Origin of the sequence: Citrobacter farmeri (assembly GCF_019048065.1) — a bacterium.
GTDB classification, from domain to species: Bacteria; Pseudomonadota; Gammaproteobacteria; order Enterobacterales; family Enterobacteriaceae; genus Citrobacter_A; species Citrobacter_A farmeri.
Genome location: NZ_CP077291.1, coordinates 2,802,508 through 2,821,645, shown reverse-complemented (window position 1 = coordinate 2,821,645; position 19,138 = coordinate 2,802,508). Strand labels below are relative to the sequence as shown.

The window sequence follows — 19,138 nt, the reverse complement described above, 5'->3', positions numbered from 1 at the left end:
GGCATTTTCACGCGTATCCTGCTCTGCCTGAACCGTCAGTTGGCTCAGAGAAATTGCAGGGAAGCCCAGTACAGACCTCCCGACAGCAGAATTGCCGCAGGCAACGTAAATACCCAGGCCATCGCAATGCTGGTGACGGTTTTTCGCTGCAATCCACCACCGTCGACAATCATCGTGCCTGCAACGGCAGAAGAGAGTACATGCGTAGTAGAGACTGGCATCCCGATATAACTGGCAAGACCGATTGAGATTGCCGCCGTGATCTGCGCCGACATCCCCTGGGCATAGGTCATGCCTTTCTTACCAATTTTTTCACCAATAGTGGTTGCCACGCGACGCCAGCCAACCATGGTTCCCATACCCAGCGCCAGCGCGACCGCGATGATTATCCAGACAGGCGCATACTCAATCGTGCTCAGCATATCGGTCTTCAGTTTCTTCAGCAGATGCACATCGCTCCGGCTGCTATCCGGCAGTTTCGCCACTTTATCTGCCGTATCAGAGATGCAGAGCATGATGCGTCGCAACTGACTGCGTTGCGGCACGCTTAATGTGTCGTAACTTTCAAGGTTGGCTGGCAACAATGTCTTGACGCGATCAAGCGCTTCCATTGTGTTCGCCGGGCGGCAATGAAATTCCGGCGCTGGTGTGGTATCCGCTGTCGGAGGGGGAGCAATCGGTTGAGTCTTGTCGGCGACCTGTTTTAACGAGTCGGGATGCTGCATGAAGTAAACTTCAAGATTGTTGACCGCGTCGCGTGTGCGGGTGATTTCGTAACCAGACGCGCTCATGTTCACCACAAATCCGGCCGGTGCGATCCCCACCAGAACCAGCATTACCAGACCGATCCCTTTCTGACCATCATTCGCGCCGTGAGAGAAAGCCACGCCAGCCGCGGAGAAGATAAGGGAAATACGCGTCCAGAAAGGCGGTTTCTTTTTTCCCCCCTTCTTTTTTCGCTCTTCAGGGAGACGGTGGATGCGATCGCGTTTTTTCGTCCCACTCCAGTAGCGGCGTAGCAGGAAGATAAGACCTCCAGCAATGACCATTCCGACGACGGGAGAAACGAGCAGCGAAGCAAAAATATTGCCCACCGCCGGGATGTTTAGCGCGTCGACTACCGAGGCTCCGGTCATCAGCGCGTTGGTTAACCCAATGCCAATAATCGCGCCGATCAGGGTATGGGAGCTGGAAGCGGGCAAACCGAAATACCAGGTTCCCAGGTTCCAGATTATCGCCGCCAGTAACATAGAAAAAATCATCGCGAGGCCATGCGACGAGCCCATATTGAGCAGTAAATCCGTAGGTAGCATGTGCACAATGGCATACGCGACGCTGAGGCCTCCGAGCAGAACGCCACAAAAGTTGAAGACCGCAGCCATTATCACCGCCAACTGGGGTTGCATAGCACGGGTATAGATAACGGTCGCAACCGCATTAGCGGTATCGTGAAATCCGTTAATCGCTTCGTAAAACAGGACAAAGACCAGCGCAAGTAAAAGCATCAAACTGGTATATAAATCCAGACCAGCAAATAAATGTAGCATAGGGAATATACCGCCATTTTGAAGAGACGAACGGGCGCATTATCGGTGACTTTATTCATTCGGCAAAGTGAAATATTGTTTTTTTGATTCGACATCAGGCTTGCTTTATGTGCCAGGGCGGAATTGAATCGTAGTGGTACAATTTATCTTCAATGTAAAAATAAAAATGATGAATTTGTTGGGAGTATATCTTCTGTGAATATAAATCCGAAATGTGATTTATTATTAACGTGATTGATTTGCGCATCCTGCAGAAGGAATGGCTATTATACTGACGAGAGAAATATCCAGTTGGTTCGTCTGATCGTTTCTATCAGACGAACAGACGGTGACATTATCCACTCACATAAAGTGAATGACCCCGATAGCCAATTCGGTGTGAAAGCTCCAGCGCAGCGGCAGAGATCATTTTACCCAGCACCTCAATTTTTTGCCGATCGTCTTTCACTTTGGAAAATAAACTGGCCACGCTGATAGCCGCACTTACGTGCCCGTGGAGATTGTACACCGGCGCGGCGAGACAAAAGACTTCGCTGTTATGTTCCCTGTCATCGATCGCATAACCCTGCTGTCTGGCCTGGGCGAGGATGGACATAAACTGTGCTTCGTCAGTGATGGTATAGGGAGTGACGGGACGCAGGCCACCGGTTCGTTTTAATATCGCGCGCACTTCATCATCGGGCAGGGTGGCGAGAATGGCTTTACCCAGACCGGTGCAGTAAAGCGGATTACTGGAACCAATACGTGCCGAGGTTCTGACGGAATTGGGGCTTTCTACCTTGTCCAGATATACCAGTTCATCTTTGTTCAGAATCGCGAGGAAGGCCGTTTCACCGGCGGTTTCAACCAGGTTTTCCAGCGTGGCATGGGCGACATCGCGAAAAGGCGTTCTGTCGAGGTAGTGGGCGCCGGTCTGGAACAGCTTCATGCCCAGTCTGAACGTTTTCTGCTTTTCGCTGGTCTGCTCCAGATATCCTTTTTCCAGAAGGGTATACAGAATATCGAAAGTTGTACTTTTTGGGATAGCCAGAGATTTGCTGATCTCTGAAATGGTGAGATCTTCTTTGCTTTGCGCAATCAGCTCCATGATTTCCAGTGCCCGCGCGACAGAGCGGTTAATCTTCTCAGACACGTTCTTCCCTCACTGTAGTTTTAATGAGCCGCAGTATAGCCAGGCGGGCTTCATGAACACAATGAAGGAAAAACGCGCAGGCATGAAGCCTGTGTCATTTATCGGTGCTTGTTATCGTGAAAAGCCTGGATAAATGCCTCTGCCTGACGGGTGATTTTTCCCCATTCACCGTCTTTTACCCACTGTTTGTTTGTCAGTGCGCTTCCGACGCCGACAGCAAACGCGCCTGCTTGCGCAAAGCTTGCCGTATTTTCAAGCGTGATGCCGCCTACCGGAATCAGCGCGAGATTATCCAACGGCCCCTGGATCTCTTTCAGATAATCGATGCCCAGGCTGTTTGCCGGAAAAAGCTTCAGTAAATCCACGCCCAGGCGACAGGCCTGGAGGGTTTCGGATGGCGTCATCACCGCCGGGATCATCAGTCGTTGCTTCTCATGTACCATAGAGACGACGTCGGGATTGAAATCGGGCGACAACACGAAATCAGCGCCTGCATCGATCACCAGTTGTGCCATAACGGGATTGATGACGGTACCTGCGCCCACCTTCATCTTGTCTCCCATTTTCATTTTTAGCGCGGTGATACTTTCCAGATAACGTGTGGAATTGCACGTCACCTCTATCACCTCAACGCCACCTGCATATAACGCTTCAGCCAAAGGCAAAACAGATTCAGGCTCGATACCGCGCACGATTGCAATAAGCCCGGTCTGTTCTATAGCGTGAATAACGCGATGTTTAATCATTGATAACCTCGGTTAAAAGTCAGGGAGATTTCTCCCTGACGGTATTATTCTTCAACTTTCACCGGCTCTTTTACGATGAACCAGTAACACAGTGCAGCACAGGCTGCGATGATCCCGCCGCTGACGAAAGCGAGGGTATAAGATCCGGTGACATCGGCGATCAAGCCGGTGGCAAGGGGAGAGAGCGATCCGGCAAAATAGCCGCCGAAGTTCTGGATACTCCCTACTGACGCCACCATGGAGGAGGGGGCAACGTCGCCAGGCAGCGCCCAACCGGTCGCGGAGAGCGCGGAAAGCAGCGCCATGGCAATCACCAGCAACGTTAATGTGGCAAACAGACCATCCACCATCGGCACGGCAATGACCGCAATCCCTGCGAGTAATGCCGAGATACTGATGGTGACGCGTTTTGCTTTCAGTGAGTCGGTAAAGATATTTTTATCGATTAACCATTTGGAGATATATCCCCCCATAATGGCGCCGACAATACCGCCGAAATAAGGAATACTGGCATAGATCCCTAACTCTTTAAGCTGAATGTTCTGGGTTTTCATCAAATAAAGGGGCAGGAATGTCGTGAAAATATTCATCATCCACACATAGCAAAACCAGCCTAATATCATTCCCCAGATGCAACGGTATTTGAATAATCCACCCCAGCTAATTTTCTCTGCATCACCGGTCAGTTTTTCCGCAGTGCCACCGCCGCCTTCCTTGATGTAATCCAGTTCTTCTTTAGTAATACTTGGGTGTTTTTCCGGCTGATGGTAAGCAAAAATAAAGAACACCACAAAGACCAGACCAATCGCACCGGCAATATAAAATAAAGAACGCCAGCCAAAAGGTACAATGATGGCGACCAGAATCGGTGGAGCAATGGCCGGCCCCCATTTTGACGCGGCATCCCAGAAACCTGTCGCCAGCGCGCGCTCTTTCTTAGGGAACCATGAGGCCGTGATTTTGGCCGCGCCGGGCCAACAGGGGGCTTCGGTAATCCCTAAAATGCCGCGTGCGAAAATCAGGGTCATCATATTGCTGCACGCCCCTGTCAGCATGGTGGCACCGCTCCATAATGCAACGGCCCAACCATACACTTTCTTAGGACCAAAGCGATCAACCAGAAAACCGGCCGGGAGTTGACACAGTGCATAAATCAGCGCGAATACCGAACCCAGAAGCCCAATATCCGTGTTAGACAGATTCAATTCTTTCATCATATCCGGCGCGGCAATGGATAAACTTGCACGATCCAGATAGTTAATAATCCCGCCGATTAATAAGAGGAAAACAACAAACCATCTTTTACCGCCTCTTTTTTTGACTACGGCACTTTCTTTTACGGTTGTGTTCATAAATTAAACCTTTATTTTTTGTAGGGTACAAAGGAGTTAAATAATGTTTTTCCGTTTCGCCAGCGCCAGTAATCCCTCTGCGGATAAGGATTTATTTTCCGGCGCGACGGTTATTTTTCCGTTAAACCACGGGTCATGATCGATTAAGGTGGCGAAAGCGAATTTGAGAACTTCCTTACCGCATACCACGATGTGCGTATCCGACGGACAGTCAAATGCCCGACTGTTTTTAACGGCCTGAAGATCATCCTGTAAAACGGCGCCAAGCAGTACGTTCGCTTTCTGGTTGAGTGTTAAGGAAGCAAACATGTCCAGCACGCGAACCGAGAAACAGGTGCGGGAAAGCCCGGTTTGCAGGCACTGGCGGGCCCCTTGTAATAACGAGGGACTGTCGATGCGGGTCGCAAATTGATGCTGTAAAGAGCTGGCCAGGATCGTATGTCGGGTAATCACTTCCAGAAGTTCACCGCCCATGGTGGTCACACAACCTTCAATGCGGTTTTGCGCATCAATTTTGACAAATTTGGAATGCGAACCGGGTAAAATGATCAGCGCAGGTCCACGGATATCAAGGCTACTGAGTACGCCAATTGCTTCCGTTTCTTCGCCACGCATCATGTCCATCTGCTCAACGTTATCGAGTGAGACGTCATCTTTGTGATTACGTATGCCAGGAACAAACCAGATGGGTTCATCGCTAATCTCTGGCAGATGCGCGGGCGTCATCCCTTCCGCCAGTTCTTTTAATCCGGCGGGGGCGACGAGGTGGGGGATCTCAAATAAGCCCACATTAGAGGTAATCATCCCGGCGGAGAGGTAAACTACCTTCGCGTCGCAAGGGATAGCGGCTTTTTGCTTTACCTCCAGTACGGCGTCGCTGACACCCTGCATCAACGTGGCCGTACTGCCGGTAATAGCGGTGTCCCGAACGCCTGCGGCACGCGCCGCTTCTGCGAGTAACGCGCCGTCCTGCCAGGCGCAGACGCGGGTATTCGTTGTTCCTGTATCGATGGTAATAATGATCATATTGTTTTCACCTTATTGCGGGTTATTTTGTATCGCGCGGGCAATGGCGCTCGCTCCGGTTATCGCCAGCATGTCGATACTTTCCGCATCGGAAATAATATGGAAGTGCGCATTACGTTCTGCATAATGTGAAAAGATATAGTGATATAAGGTGCAGCGTGATTTATTCCCAATGAGATAGACGTCACCGTTGAGATTAAATCCCTGGCGTTGGGCATCTGACAGCAGTTTTAGATCGTCGCAGGCCATTGCGCTTTCAAGAAATAGTTTTCTCTGTGCTGCTGTGGTCGGTAAGGAAAATTGTAAGAAGCGCGTCATTAATATTGTGCGCAGGAAACCGCTTTGTGAAATGGAACGGTACGCCGCATCAATAACCGTTTCATCTAAAACAGCGTCTTCGGCATTTTCTACGCTGGACGCAACGAATGTCTGTTTCAGAATAGCGGCATAAACCTGACCGCTGAGTGAGGTAATGCTGCCAGCAATTTCGCCTTTTTCGTTGATGGATATCAGTTTAGTCGTTGAGCCAAGTTCAATCAGCGTGCAGGGCAATGTGGGTTTCCAGGCTAATAATACGCCTGCGGCCTGCGTTTCTTCCCCGCGCATGAGGTCGATACCGCTCAGATCTTCCCACTGAGCCGTCGTTTTATTTTTTATCCCCGGGATCAGTATCACCGGGATATTCACCGGCAGAAGGGTATGGCTCGCGAAATGTACGGCATGTTTAGCCAGTTGTTCAATACTGGCAGGCGCTTCCCGGTGCGGTATTTCGTAAAGTCCCAGGTTAGAAGTAATCATTCCTGAGGCAATAATAAATTCAATTTCCTCAGTCGACAGTGAGTGCCTGTCGAGTAACGCCTTTATTGCGCAAGCCATCTCTGTTTTCAGAAATTCATTGCTTCCCTTATCAATGGTGGAATTGACGCCAATCTGGATAACCGACCTGTCAATGACGCGGAGGTCGCCCGAATCAATAAGATACAATCGTGTTGCCGACGAGCCAGAGTCAATAATAATGAACATGACTATTCCTTTATCGTTTAAAGGCTACGGGTTAAAAGATCGCGAAGCGTCTTCGCATCAGGCACGCGTGGGTTATTGTTTAAAACCACATTCATCGTGGTTAGCACGTTATTAATGATCCAGTCGAAATGTTCTTCCTTCACGCCAAGTTCGCTCAGCGTCGGCAGCATATTGATGCCTTTCAGGAAATCGGTCACGGCGGAGACACTGCTTTGTGCCGCCTGTTCGGTGGTCATTCCCTGCGTGTTAACGCCCATTGCGTGCGCGATGGCGGCAAACTTCTCTGGAGAGGCGGACCAGGTGTATTCAAGAAAGGCCGGGTAGACGGCGGCAATCCCTTCTGCGTGCACCACATCCAGCAACCCGCCCATTGGATGTTGCAGCGCATGCGGCAATGTCGTTCCCGCACAGTCAATCGCCATTCCCGCGAGTGTGCTGGCCAGTGTCACTTTTTCCCACGCCTCCAGACAGTTCACGTCCGCATAAACCCGTGGCAGGTTTTTTGCCAGCAGACGAATGGCCTGCAGGGAAAGCATCTCACTGAATGGATTGGCGTTGCGCGAGATATAGGATTCCAGGGCATGGAAGAGGACGTCTGCACCCGGACCGGCGATAACGCGTTTGGGCAGAGTGAGCATCAGTTCGGGATCGATAATGGCGGCGACAGGATAAATCAGGGGATTGACCAGTCCCTTTTTGTCATGCGTTTGCGGGTTGGTGAACACAGCAGTCCGGTTCGCTTCACTGCCGGTACCGGCAGTGGTAGGGATTAATATCACCGGCAACGCGTGCTGGGCCTGTTTTTTGCCAAACACATAGTCCCAGATACTCCCTTCATTACAGGCGCAGAAGGCGATGCCTTTGGCCATGTCCATTGCGCTACCGCCCCCGATCCCGATGACCAGATCGCAGCGTTCGTCTCTGGCCAGCGCCGCACCTTCTTCAACCAGTGTCGAAAGCGGATTCTGCATAAAGCGATCGTAAATGGCAAAGGCGATATCGGCTTCAGAAAGCGCCAGTTGCGCGCGTTCAAGTTGGCCCGTGTGTTTAGTGCTGTCAGATACGACCAGCAACACTTTGCGCCCGTGTGTCGAGGCTATCTCACCTAACTGATTGAATTTACCTGCCCCAAAATAAAACTTAACCGGGTTGCTGTAATCGAAAGCGCTCATCATTTCTCCATTTTGTTCGTATATACGGACTGTGTTCGTGTATATGATTATGATTGATCTATTCTTAAGCTAAAAGCAATTCCTTTTGGCGAAACAATGAGCACTATCACACTTTGACGGTGGAGCCCCGGCAGAGGGTTTTCTGCCTGTCGGCTTTGTAAAATCCGCAATCAGTCCTATAGTCCACAGAGTTTCTTTGTTTACAGGATCCTCTAATGCGTTTTAACGGACTGAATAAAGGTTTTTTCCTTTTTCTTCTCGCCATGGTGACATGGGCTTTCTTCGATGTGCTGTCGCCGTACTTTTCCGCCATCTTATGGGCCGCGATACTGACGGTTATCTTCTACCCGGTGAAAAACAAGCTGCGTTCGGCATTGGGGGAGCGTAACGGGGTGGCGTCTCTACTGACGCTGGGCATCATTTGCCTGATTGTGTTCATCCCATTAATGCTGATCCTCTCCTCGCTTGCCGTTGAACTGAACGTGGTTTACAACAAGCTGCAGCATAACGACGCTCAGTTCCCGGAAGTAGTGGCCAGTTTGTTTGCGCATATGCCAGAGTGGGCGCGTTCGTTTCTTGCCGACCACGATCTCGATAACGCGGCTAAAATCCAGCAGAAACTGTCCGATGCGGCATTAAAGGGCGGGCAATATCTGGCCGGAAGCGCCTTCCTGATAGGCAAAGGCACCTTTGGTTTCGCGATCAGTTTCGGCATCATGCTCTACCTGCTCTTTTTCCTGCTCAAAGATGGACCGTTTCTGGTTCGACAAATCCTTGACTCGCTGCCGTTGTCGAATTTCGTTAAGCAGCATCTGTTTGCGAAGTTTGCAGCGGTCTCCCGGGCGACGGTGAAAGGCACGGTTGTGGTGGCGATCGTCCAGGGGACGCTGGGCGGGATTGCGTTTTACATTGTCGGTATTGATGGCAGCATTCTGTGGGGGGCATTGATGGCGTTCCTGTCACTGATCCCCGCCGTGGGTTCCGCCATTATCTGGGTGCCGGCGGCCATTTATCTCTTTTCGACACAGCAACTGTGGCAGGGCTTTTTCATCGTCGGCTTCTTCGTGGTGGTGGTGGGATTGGTGGATAATATTCTGCGCCCCATTCTGGTCGGCAAAGATACCAAAATGCCTGATTACCTGATTCTGATCACTACGGTGGGCGGAATGGAGATTTATGGCATCAATGGTTTCGTTATTGGTCCGCTCGTCGCCGCGCTGTTTATTGCCTGCTGGAATATTCTTTCCGGGCGTGACCACGCAGGGAATGCCGAAGAACTCGATAAAGATTTTATTGAGGATGGCATCAACGAGGACAAGAAACCGGAGTGATCGATAACCACCGGATGGCGGCGGATGCCCCATCCGGTGGTTGTTAATGTCCGATTGTCCTTGCCTCAGGAATCAGACGGAAATAAAGCTGCTCCGGCACCGGACTGTCCCAAATGCCCATCAGCATCGCGAATGCAATGAGGGTGAACAGGATGCCGAGTACCAGCAGCGTCATCGCCATACCCGACAGCGTCCCCCGGCGCGTTTCTGCCTTCCCCGTTGGTGTGTGCAGGGAAAATGTCAGCGTTGAGGCCACCGGGCAGGATTCCACGCAGGTCATACAGCCGGTACATTCAACCGTTCGCACCTGAATCAGCTTATCCACCGGGATGCGCGACGGGCAGTTTTTGGCACATTTCCCGCAGTCGATACAGCTTTGCGCATTGCGGCGGATTTTGAATGGTGAGAGCAGGGAAAGCAGGCCGAGCAGGGCGCCATAGGGACACAAATAACGACACCACGCGTTGCGAATGAACAGACTTATCACCACCAGTAAGGCGACGCTCAGCAGCGTGACCGTACCGATATTGCGAAAGAAATCGAGCATCTTCACATCGATAATAATGCCGTAGGCCGACATCAGAAAATATTGAATGCCCTGGGCCGGCATCGACAGTGAAATATAGAGAAAAAAGGCCAGCAGCAAATATTTCAGGCCGCGCAGGGGGATATCCAGCCAGCGAGGTAGCGAAAAGTTGCGACTAAATAATTTTTTACCCACATCGGCGATGAGTTCGGACAGCGTACCCACCGGGCACAGCCATGAGCAAAACGATTTCTTGAGCAGCAGACCGATCAGCATAAACGCGACCAGCAGGAGCATGGCGGCGGCGTGAACAGGGGGCAGAGTGCCGGTTTCCAGCGTGTAGCGCAGATTCATCAGACCCGCGATGGGTAGCCAGCCCTCAATGCCGCCAGGTCGGGGAACGTACAGACTGGATCCACCGGTTTCGTAATAACGCACCCAGTAGTAAAACGTCACGCCAATGTAAATATTGATCGCCAGCAGCAGCCACTGTGTGGCTTTGCGCCAGGTGGAGGCATTACGCCAGTCATTCCATGGCAATTTGCCGCCCGTCGTTCCAGGGCGGCGTTGCCAGCGCTTTCTGCTTTTTTCGCTCATTGCCTTCTGACTTCCATAAAGTGGCATTTCTAATACCACTATCTTACGGCTATCCCTTTGAGCCAGCGTTGATTTATATCATCGCCTGATAAATGGGCAGCTTACGCTCGCTGCCCTGAATTTATGGATGAGTGATAAATCGCGCGAGTCGTTGTCGCAGCAGGCGATTTTCCTGGCGCAAACGGGTGTTCTCTTCCAGTAGCGTTAGCGCCACGGCGATCCCCGGCCAGTCAAGCGCCAGTTCTTCACGTAGTCGCAGGGCGCGCTGCACCACGGTGGCCGCATGATCGTCAAACTGCCAGTTATCCGCCGTTTCGGCATAAGGTTCGATGACGCCCAGCCCCACGATCTCATTCAGATCTTCCTCCGTCACGCCGGTGCGCAGACAAAATTCGGTAACCGTAAAGGTGATGGTGACGTTAGCCATTATGCTTTCCCCCAATCTTTGCGCGGATCAAATCCTGACTGTGCCTCTGCCAGTTGTTGCCACAGCGCAGTTGCGCGTTCATCCGGTTTCGGCGGCATCACTATCTTAAGTACGACATACAAATCACCGGTCTGTTTTTTACTGACCAGACCTTTACCTTTGATGCGTAATCGTTGTCCGGCCTGGCTGCCGGGGGGGATGGTGACAAGAATGCTCTCTTTCAGTGTGGGGACGGCAATCTTCGCGCCCAGCGCGGCTTCCCACGGGGCGAGCGGTACGACAATTTCCAGATCCTGGTTAACAATATCAAACAAGGGATGCGGCGCGATGTGGACAACCAGCCACAAATCGCCGTTTGGTCCGCCATTTTCACCGGGCGTACCCTGGCCTTTCAGGCGAATGCGTTGACCATTGCCGACACCCGCCGGAATCTTCACATTAAGGGTTTTCGGGATTTCACGTTCAACCATGCCAAAAGCATTGTAGACCGGCAGGTTATAGCTGATGGTACGGCTGTGTTCAGCGAGCGTTTCTTCAAGAAAAACCGCGACTTCAATTTCAATATCATGTCCACGGCTGGCACGATGCTGGCGCGACTGACGTGCGTGCTGACCAAAAATGGAGGAAAAGATATCGTCGAAGTCTTCGGCGTTGTAACTCTGGTTCTCGCCCTGCTGGAACTGACGGTTGAACTGTGGGTCATTGCGGTGCTGCCAGAGCTGATCGTATTCGGCGCGTCGCTGTTCATCGCTCAGCACTTCCCAGGCTTCGGCGACCTCTTTAAAGCGGGCTTCGGCGTCGGATTCTTTGCTGACATCGGGATGATACTTGCGGGCCAGTCGGCGGTAAGCGGTCTTGATAGTCTTGAGATCGTCCGTCGGTTTCACGCCCATGATGGCGTAATAATCCTTTAATTCCATAGCGTTCTCTCGGGTTAATCAATACAGGCTGAAGGGATCCCTGAAAAGGTGTCACCAGTAAGTGTAGGGTAATCCTGTCGCGAAAGAATGCCAACCTGCGGGACAACATAACTTTACAGCCCGGAGGTTGCGTAAAACACGTGAGCCGCTAAGATAACTCGCGTCAATGAGTGAGGGTGTAATGGCGAAACGTCAACGGATGGGATGGTGGTTTCTCTGCCTGGCATGTGTCGTGGTGATAGTCTGTACCGCGCAGCGCATGGCGGGTCTGCATGCGTTGCAGATGGAGACAACCGTCGTCACGGCAACGCCGTCTCCGACCTCCGTGGCAGAGGAAACGTCACCCGTAACCCCATGCGAGCTCAGCGCAAAATCGCTGCTGACCGCGCCGCCGGTTGTTTTTGAGGGGGCGATTCTTGCGCTCTGTTTACTCCTCGCTTTGTTAACCCCGCTCAGGACGATACGCCTACCGTTCCTCCCGCAGCGCGTTATCTCCCCGCCCGGACTTCGTGTCCATCTCAGATTCTGTGTTTTCCGCGAATGACAAAGCAGCTGTTTCGTACCGTTAGCTAATCATTCATGGAGAAAAATTATGATTTATGCCTTCAGGCAGGGACTGATCTGCCTGTTATTACTCTGGCTGCCCGCGTCATGGGCAGCAGAGAGCGGCTGGCTGCGTTCCCCGGAGAACGATCATGCCAGCGTCCGACTGCGAGCCGATACGTCCGCGCAGGATGAAACCCGCCTGCTGATTGACGTCAAACTGGAAAACGGCTGGAAGACGTACTGGCGCTCGCCGGGGGAAGGTGGCGTTGCGCCTTCAATCGCCTGGAAAGGAGAGATGCCTGCGGTGGACTGGTTCTGGCCGACGCCGACCCGTTTTGACGTCGCCGGTATCACCACCCAGGGCTATCACCAGCAGGTTGCGTTTCCGCTGACCGTTCGGGGGACTGCACCCGCTCGCCTCGCTGGCGTGCTGACGCTCTCCACCTGTAGCAACGTGTGCCTGCTGACCGACTATCCGTTCTCGCTCACCCCCTCTCAACAGGATGCCGGGTTTGCGCATGACTATGCGCAGGCGATGGGACGCGTACCCCTGACGCAAGGTCTGACACAAACGTTGAGTGCCAGCGCGCGTAACGGTGAGCTGATCGTCGAGGCGCAGCGCAGCGGCGGCTGGATCTCGCCAGCGTTATTTCTTGATAGCGTAGAGGATGCGGATTTCGCCAAACCGCTTATCCGGGTCGACGGCGACAGACTTCGCGCGACGGTGCCGGTTAACGATAGCTGGGGAGAAGGGGCGCCGAATCTGCGCGGCAAATCGCTTACGATAGTACTGGCGGATAACGGCGTGGCGCAGGAGAGCCAGCTTAACGTTGGCGATGAGCCGGTGGCCGATCGCGCCGGACTCCCGTTCTGGCAGGTGGTCCTTATGGCGCTGGTGGGCGGATTGATCCTCAATCTGATGCCTTGCGTGCTGCCGGTGCTGGGGATGAAACTGGGTTCAATTCTGCTCGTCGAAGAGAAAAACCGTAGGCAAATACGACGCCAGTTTCTCGCCTCGGTGGGCGGTATTCTGCTCTCCTTCATGGCGCTGGCGCTGCTGATGACCGTGCTACGACTGAGCAATCAGGCGCTGGGCTGGGGGATCCAGTTCCAGAATCCGTGGTTTATCGGTGGGATGGCGCTGGTGATGTTGGCGTTCAGCGCCAGTTTGTTTGGTCTGTTTGAATTCCGCCTGCCGTCATCAATGACCACCCGACTGGCGACTTACGGCGGCAACAATCTGGCAGGGCATTTCTGGCAGGGCGCGTTCGCCACGCTGCTGGCAACACCGTGTAGCGCGCCGTTTCTCGGCACGGCGGTGGCGGTAGCATTGACGGCGTCGCTGCCTGTCCTGTGGGGACTTTTCTTCGCGCTCGGCGTCGGGATGAGTCTGCCATGGCTATTGGTCGCGCTGCGTCCGGGTCTGGCGCTTCGTCTGCCGAAGCCGGGGCGCTGGATGAACGGATTGCGACGCCTGCTCGGCCTGATGATGCTCGGGTCGGCTCTCTGGCTGGCAACGCTGCTCCTGCCTCATCTGGGTATTACTCCTCAAAGTGCGGTGAAAGAGCGCGTCCACTGGCAACCGCTCAGCGAACAGGCGATTGCCGATGCGCTTGCGCAGCATAAGCGCGTATTCATCGATGTGACCGCCGACTGGTGTATCACCTGCAAGGTCAATAAATACAACGTACTGAATACCGAAGCGGTACAGGTGGCGCTACAGGAACCGGATGTGGTGGCCCTGCGCGGCGACTGGACGTTGCCGTCTGATGACATCACGGCGTTTCTGAAATCACGCGGCCAGGTTGCCGTACCGTATAACCAAATTTATGGCCCCGGCTTACCGAAAGGTCAGGCGCTGCCGACGTTATTAACTCGCGACGGTCTGTTAAACGCGCTGACCGCAGCGAAAGGAGAAACACCATGAAATCTCTGATCATCCTGTTATTTTCCTTGTTCAGTGCGTTCAGCTTCGCCAATGAAGGTGCGCCGTTTACTCCCGGGCAGGAAAAACAGATCGAAGCTCTTATTCAGGAGGCGCTGTTTAACGATCCAGACAGTCCGCGCATTGGTGCAAAACAGGCAACACTGACGCTGGTAAACTTCACAGATTACAACTGTCCGTACTGCAAACAGCTTGATCCGTTGCTGGCGAAAATCGTGACGAAGTATCCTGACGTGGCGGTGGTTATTAAACCGCTGCCGTTCAAAGGAGAAAGCTCGGTATTGTCTGCGCGGACGGCGCTTATCACCTGGCGTGAGCATCCGCAACAGTTCCTTGCGCTGCATGAAAAGCTGATGCAAAAGAAGGGCTATCACACCGACGTCAGCATTAAGCAGGCACAGGAAAAATCGGGCTCCAGTCCGGTCGTGCTGGATGAGAAAAGCAATGAAACGTTGAGTACCAATCTCCAACTGGCGCGACTGATTGGCATCCAGGGCACGCCTGCGACGATCGTTGGCGATGAGCTGATCCCCGGCGCCGTTTCCTGGGAAGTGCTTGAAGAGGTCGTCAAAGAAAAACTGGCGGTGGCGAATGGTCAATAAGCTGCGGCGCTGGCTGCGCGAAGGACTGATTCTTCTGAGCCTGCTGGCGGGCATGATGTGGCTAATGGATGCCTGGCGCGCGCCGCAGGCACCGGTTGCTTTCGACAGTACACCGCTTTACACGCTGGATGGCGAACGGGTGATCCTGGCGGCATTAAGCGAGGAAGAACCGCTCCTCATCTATTTCTGGGCCACCTGGTGCGGCGTTTGCCGCTATACCACACCGGACGTTGCCCGCTTGCAGGCACAAGGGAAGAATGTACTGACCATCGCGCTGCGCTCGGGAGATGAGCCGACGCTCACGCACTGGCTGGCGCGCAAAGGGTTCTCCTTCCCGGTGGTCAACGATGCCAGCGGCGCACTTTCCCGTCGTTGGGATATCAGCGTCACCCCCACGCTGATCGTAGTGTCGAAAGGGGAGGTCGTTTCAACAACCAGCGGCTGGACCAGCTACTGGGGGATGCTCCTGCGGCTATGGTGGGCGAAAGTCAGTTGAATAAAACCGGGGAAACCCGGTTTTTTTACGTCACGAAATAGCCGTAACCACTCATGATTCAGATATTTAAAGTGAAAACTAAATGGTGGTGAGATTATATTTTCTCTGTTTTTATCATTGCAAACAGGTATAAGTGGTGGCATATCTGGTGGCGATATAACAATGTTAATGCTTACGGGAATTATAAAGAAATGCGCAAGGGTAAAGTTATTATTGCATCGATGATGGTGCTTTGTGTTCTTATTTTTCTGATCGCCATTGCCTGGTTTATGCTGTTTCAGGGGGAAATGACGGAACCGACGGCGGAAGAAAAAAATGCCGCTGTTTTACAGGCCGCGGGCTTACTTAAAGCGGATTCTCTGGATAAAAAATCGAGAGAGAACCTGTATCAGCGTTCGATTATCGTGCGCTCGGTGAATCTGGATTCCGGCGAGTGGGCGACGGATAAAACGACCGCACAAGGATGTAAAAAACTCACTCCGGACCATGACCCTGCACAAATTCGCCAGCGCTGTACGCGGGCAGACGTTTACCTGGTAAAAGATAAGTATAATAAGATTCAGCAGGTTATCATTCCTGTTTCCGGCAAAGGCGCGAAATCGATGATGCACGCGTTTCTCTCTCTGGGACTGGACGGCCGTACGGTGAATAATCTGTATTATTACCAGCAGCGAGAGACGCCATTTCTGGGAGCCAGAGTGCAGGATGAGAACTGGCGTAAACAATGGCCGGGGAAAAAAGTGGCAGATGACAAGGGAATGCCTGCACTGAAAATAGTTCAGGAAAAATCAGATAAGAATGATGCATATACCGTTGATGGCATTTCAGGCGCGACGCTGACGTCAACGGGCGTTGAAAAGAGTATTAATTATTGGGTCAGTGAACAGGGCTATGGCCCATTTTTGCAGCGGTTAAAACAGGATCCAGAGATGTTGAATCGCTAAGTAATTTGCGCCTGCGGATAATTTTATTTAAGTGAGCGGGTGCAGCATCATTAATACATTGCGGATTTACGCAATGCCATCATTCAATTCCTGACGGTGAGTCGGTGTATTACCCACCGTCAGATTTCGCCCTTCATCACATATTGGTGAAATAAATTTACATAACTTGTCACCCGTTGACATTTTTATGATCCAGGTCATGTACAGCGCCAGCAAAAATCGATAATGATAATAATTATCATTTGTGTTCTTTGGTGCGTAACGTGCGTAAGTTTTGCCTCTCACTGCTGGTGACTCTCTTTAGTCTGCTCGTAAGCGTTAGCGTATGGGCCACGACAAACTATGCTCCGTTTATTGAGGATATTGAGCAACGCCTTGATAAAACAGCAGAACTTTATTCTCAAAAACAAACCGATGAGGCGCGCCGCACGGTGCAAATGGCCTACTTCGAGGTGTTCGAAAACCTGGAAGGTCCCATCCGTATCAACATCTCTGCCAGCAAAAGTTACGAGATGGAGAGCGCATTCGGTGAAATCCGGCGGATGATTGGCGAGAAAAAACCGATCGCAGAGGTGCAGTCGAGAATTGACTGGCTGAAGGCATCGCTACGCGAGGTCGAACCGGTGCTGGACGGTGGACACAGACTGGTCGCGGAAGAACAGCACAGCGCGCTCACCCGAACGGATATCGCCGTCCACTGGCAGGAGAGCTTCCGTACGATCGACGATCTACTGGCCCAGGCGGTGAACGACTATCAGTCCGGGAACTACGCCACGGCCAGTCAGCACGTTCAACAGGCGCACTATCAGGGATTCAAAAACTCTGAGATGGAAATGTCGGTCAGACAGAATCGCTCGGCCAAAGATGCCGCCGCCATTAACCAACAATTTTCCGCGCTGATTGCCCTTGCCGCCCAACCGGATCGCCTTAACGACGTCTCCTACCAGGTCACCACGCTGTTACAGGATATCGAGGATATTCTGCCTGGCCTGCCGACAACCCGCGACGAACAGCAGGTTGCTGCACCGCAAACTGCGGACAACGGTCCGGCGACGGCACAGGAGAGTACCCGCGCAAACTGGGGTGAAGTGGCGGATGGCATCAATCAGAGTATTCAGGAGGCTATCGCGCGGTATCAGCGCGGCGAAGCGCAGAACGCCATTCTGGATGTTCAGGACAGCTATTTCGACCGATTCGAAGCCAGCGGCATGGAGAACAAAATCGGCTCCCGTGATTCGGCGTTTAAAACCGCGCTGGAGGCCTATTTTACCCGTCTGGTCAGTCTGATGAAGGCCGGTCAACCGGTGGAAAGACTTCAGTCAGAAGCCAGTGCGCTCGAACAGGATCTGCAAAAAGCGGTGACGATGCTCGGCGAAGGGGAAGAGACGCAGTGGAGCCTGCTGCTCTATAGCCTGATGATCATCGTCCGTGAAGGGCTGGAAGCCCTGCTAATCGTGGCGGCGATTGTCGCCTACATGGTGAAAAACAATCATCAGGATAAGCTGCCGCTGATTCGCCAGTCGGTGATCGTCGCACTGGTCGCCAGCGTGATAACCGCTGTGATTTTCCAGTTGCTGTTTACCAACTCGGGCGCCAGCCGTGAACTGCTGGAAGGCATCACGATGCTGATTGCGGTCGTGATGCTGTTCTTCATGAGCTACTGGCTGCTGTCCAAAGTTGAAGCCCGACACTGGAAGGCCTGGCTGGAAGGCAAACTGTCTCATTCACTGTCGAAAGGTTCCCTGGTGGGGCTGTGGCTGACCAGTTTCCTCGCGGTCTATCGCGAAGGCGCCGAAACGGTTCTGTTCTACTACGCCCTGATCGGTGATGCCAACGATGTCGCTGGACACATGGCGATCGGCGCGGGCTTTGTTATTGGCTGTGTTGTGTTACTGGCGGCATGGCTGATTATGCGTTACTCGGTGGTGCGTCTGCCGCTGAAACCCTTCTTTATGTTTACCGGCAGTTTCATGTACCTGATGGCCTTCGTGTTTGCGGGCAAAGGCGTGCTGGAACTGGTGGAAGGCAAACTGTTCCAGCCAACGTTGATTAACGGCTTCCCGGAAATCAGCTGGCTGGGGATTTATCCCTATGTGGAAACGCTGTTACCGCAGGCGGTATTACTGCTCGCTGCGCTGATTGCGCTGTGGGTGATGCGGCGAAAAAGCACCGTTCCCGGGGAAACAATAAAAAACACTCTGTAGTTGTGATTTTAGACGAGAGGATATGTCTGATGACCATGAAGAAAACCCTGATTGCCAGCGCAGTGATGGCCGGAATTTTCACCGCACCGGCAGCGTTCGCCTTTAAAGAGTACCCGGCGGGCGAGCCTGTCGTGATGAATGAAATGGAGCTGGCCGCCGTTTACCTGCAGCCGATCGACATGGAGCCGCGCGGTATGGGCTTACCGGCAGCGAAAGCCGATATTCACCTTGAGGCGGATATTCACGCGGTCGAAGGCAGTAAAAACGGTTTTGGCGCAGGTGAGTGGATCCCGTATCTGACGATCAGCTATACCCTGGTCAACAGCGATACCGGTGAAAAACAGGAAGGGACGTTTATGCCGATGGTCGCCAGCGATGGCCCGCACTATGGCGCGAACGTCAAGATGATGGGTGTGGGCAACTACAAAGTGACTTACCACATTGAACCACCGTCAAAAGCGGGTATGCACCGTCACACCGACAGTGACACCGGGGTTGGTCGCTGGTGGAAACCGTTTGATGTGAGCTACGAATTTAAATACGTCGGTCTGAACTAAGAAAACCGATGCGCCGGGATGAATGCTCGTCCCGGCTGAGTCAAT

The 19,138-nt window shown here is 52.7% G+C and carries 18 protein-coding genes; 8 read left to right on the top strand and 10 right to left on the bottom strand.

From position 1 onward, the window contains the following. Positions 1 to 44: 44 nt before the first annotated feature. The 7 genes from pitA to I6L53_RS13330 form a co-directional block, all read right to left on the bottom strand. A complete protein-coding gene (gene pitA, locus I6L53_RS13360; protein ID WP_042319820.1) occupies positions 45 to 1,547 on the bottom strand; it encodes an inorganic phosphate transporter PitA in 1,503 nt (500 codons plus the stop codon). A 334-nt stretch (positions 1,548 to 1,881) separates the two neighbouring features. Beyond that, entirely contained in the window at positions 1,882 to 2,679 is a 798-nt protein-coding gene (locus I6L53_RS13355) for an IclR family transcriptional regulator (RefSeq protein ID WP_042319818.1), read from the bottom strand. A gap of 98 nt (positions 2,680 to 2,777) precedes the next feature. Continuing rightward, positions 2,778 to 3,425: a bifunctional 4-hydroxy-2-oxoglutarate aldolase/2-dehydro-3-deoxy-phosphogluconate aldolase gene (locus tag I6L53_RS13350; protein WP_042319816.1), complete on the bottom strand. Its 648-nt coding sequence runs from the start codon at positions 3,423 to 3,425 to the stop codon at positions 2,778 to 2,780. 44 nt (positions 3,426 to 3,469) lie between these two features. Next, entirely contained in the window at positions 3,470 to 4,777 is a 1,308-nt protein-coding gene (locus I6L53_RS13345; protein ID WP_042319813.1) for an MFS transporter, read from the bottom strand. A gap of 36 nt (positions 4,778 to 4,813) precedes the next feature. Then, positions 4,814 to 5,803: a 2-dehydro-3-deoxygalactonokinase gene (locus I6L53_RS13340; RefSeq protein ID WP_042319810.1), complete on the bottom strand. Its 990-nt coding sequence runs from the start codon at positions 5,801 to 5,803 to the stop codon at positions 4,814 to 4,816. Positions 5,804 to 5,815: 12 nt separating this feature from the next. Beyond that, on the bottom strand, positions 5,816 to 6,826 hold the full coding sequence (locus I6L53_RS13335; protein WP_042319809.1) for a 2-dehydro-3-deoxygalactonokinase: 1,011 nt from the start codon (positions 6,824 to 6,826) through the stop codon (positions 5,816 to 5,818). 17 nt (positions 6,827 to 6,843) lie between these two features. Further along, entirely contained in the window at positions 6,844 to 8,001 is a 1,158-nt protein-coding gene (locus I6L53_RS13330; protein ID WP_084196580.1) for an iron-containing alcohol dehydrogenase, read from the bottom strand. 212 nt (positions 8,002 to 8,213) lie between these two features. On the opposite strand from I6L53_RS13330, the gene I6L53_RS13325 reads away from it, so the two are divergent. Further along, positions 8,214 to 9,329 (top strand): AI-2E family transporter, encoded by a 1,116-nt coding sequence (locus I6L53_RS13325; protein WP_042319806.1) that lies wholly within the window; start codon positions 8,214 to 8,216, stop codon positions 9,327 to 9,329. 43 nt (positions 9,330 to 9,372) lie between these two features. Here the strand turns inward: I6L53_RS13325 and I6L53_RS13320 are convergent, their stop codons facing one another. The 3 genes from I6L53_RS13320 to cbpA all read right to left on the bottom strand — a co-directional run bounded on the left by I6L53_RS13320 (position 9,373) and on the right by cbpA (position 11,799). Next, entirely contained in the window at positions 9,373 to 10,452 is a 1,080-nt protein-coding gene (locus I6L53_RS13320; protein WP_042319801.1) for a 4Fe-4S binding protein, read from the bottom strand. A 121-nt stretch (positions 10,453 to 10,573) separates the two neighbouring features. Further along, a complete protein-coding gene (cbpM, locus tag I6L53_RS13315; protein WP_042319798.1) occupies positions 10,574 to 10,879 on the bottom strand; it encodes a chaperone modulator CbpM in 306 nt (101 codons plus the stop codon). After that, complete coding sequence (cbpA, locus tag I6L53_RS13310) at positions 10,879 to 11,799, bottom strand: curved DNA-binding protein (protein ID WP_042319795.1); 921 nt, start codon at positions 11,797 to 11,799, stop codon at positions 10,879 to 10,881. The genes cbpM and cbpA overlap by 1 nt, the downstream gene beginning before the upstream one ends. Before the next feature lie 181 nt (positions 11,800 to 11,980). Here cbpA and I6L53_RS13305 point away from each other — a divergent pair, with 181 nt between their 5' ends. The 7 genes from I6L53_RS13305 (at position 11,981) to I6L53_RS13275 (ending at position 19,093) form a co-directional block, all read left to right on the top strand. Beyond that, positions 11,981 to 12,343: a hypothetical protein gene (locus I6L53_RS13305; protein WP_042319792.1), complete on the top strand. Its 363-nt coding sequence runs from the start codon at positions 11,981 to 11,983 to the stop codon at positions 12,341 to 12,343. Positions 12,344 to 12,391: 48 nt separating this feature from the next. Continuing rightward, complete coding sequence (locus I6L53_RS13300) at positions 12,392 to 14,272, top strand: cytochrome c biogenesis protein CcdA (protein ID WP_042319790.1); 1,881 nt, start codon at positions 12,392 to 12,394, stop codon at positions 14,270 to 14,272. Beyond that, complete coding sequence (locus I6L53_RS13295; protein WP_042319786.1) at positions 14,269 to 14,892, top strand: DsbA family protein; 624 nt, start codon at positions 14,269 to 14,271, stop codon at positions 14,890 to 14,892. The genes I6L53_RS13300 and I6L53_RS13295 overlap by 4 nt, the downstream gene beginning before the upstream one ends. Beyond that, positions 14,882 to 15,388 (top strand): protein disulfide oxidoreductase, encoded by a 507-nt coding sequence (locus I6L53_RS13290; protein WP_042319784.1) that lies wholly within the window; start codon positions 14,882 to 14,884, stop codon positions 15,386 to 15,388. Before I6L53_RS13295 ends, I6L53_RS13290 begins: the two co-directional genes overlap by 11 nt. A gap of 191 nt (positions 15,389 to 15,579) precedes the next feature. Then, positions 15,580 to 16,332, top strand: coding sequence for an NADH:ubiquinone reductase (Na(+)-transporting) subunit C (gene nqrC, locus I6L53_RS13285; protein ID WP_042319781.1), 753 nt, complete (start codon positions 15,580 to 15,582; stop codon positions 16,330 to 16,332). Between the two features lie 263 nt (positions 16,333 to 16,595). Next, the gene (locus I6L53_RS13280) at positions 16,596 to 18,536 is read left to right on the top strand and encodes an FTR1 family iron permease (protein WP_042320106.1); all 1,941 of its coding nucleotides are present in this window, start codon (positions 16,596 to 16,598) and stop codon (positions 18,534 to 18,536) included. 29 nt (positions 18,537 to 18,565) lie between these two features. Next, positions 18,566 to 19,093 (top strand): iron transporter, encoded by a 528-nt coding sequence (locus I6L53_RS13275; RefSeq protein WP_042319779.1) that lies wholly within the window; start codon positions 18,566 to 18,568, stop codon positions 19,091 to 19,093. The last annotated feature ends 45 nt before the right edge of the window (positions 19,094 to 19,138 follow it).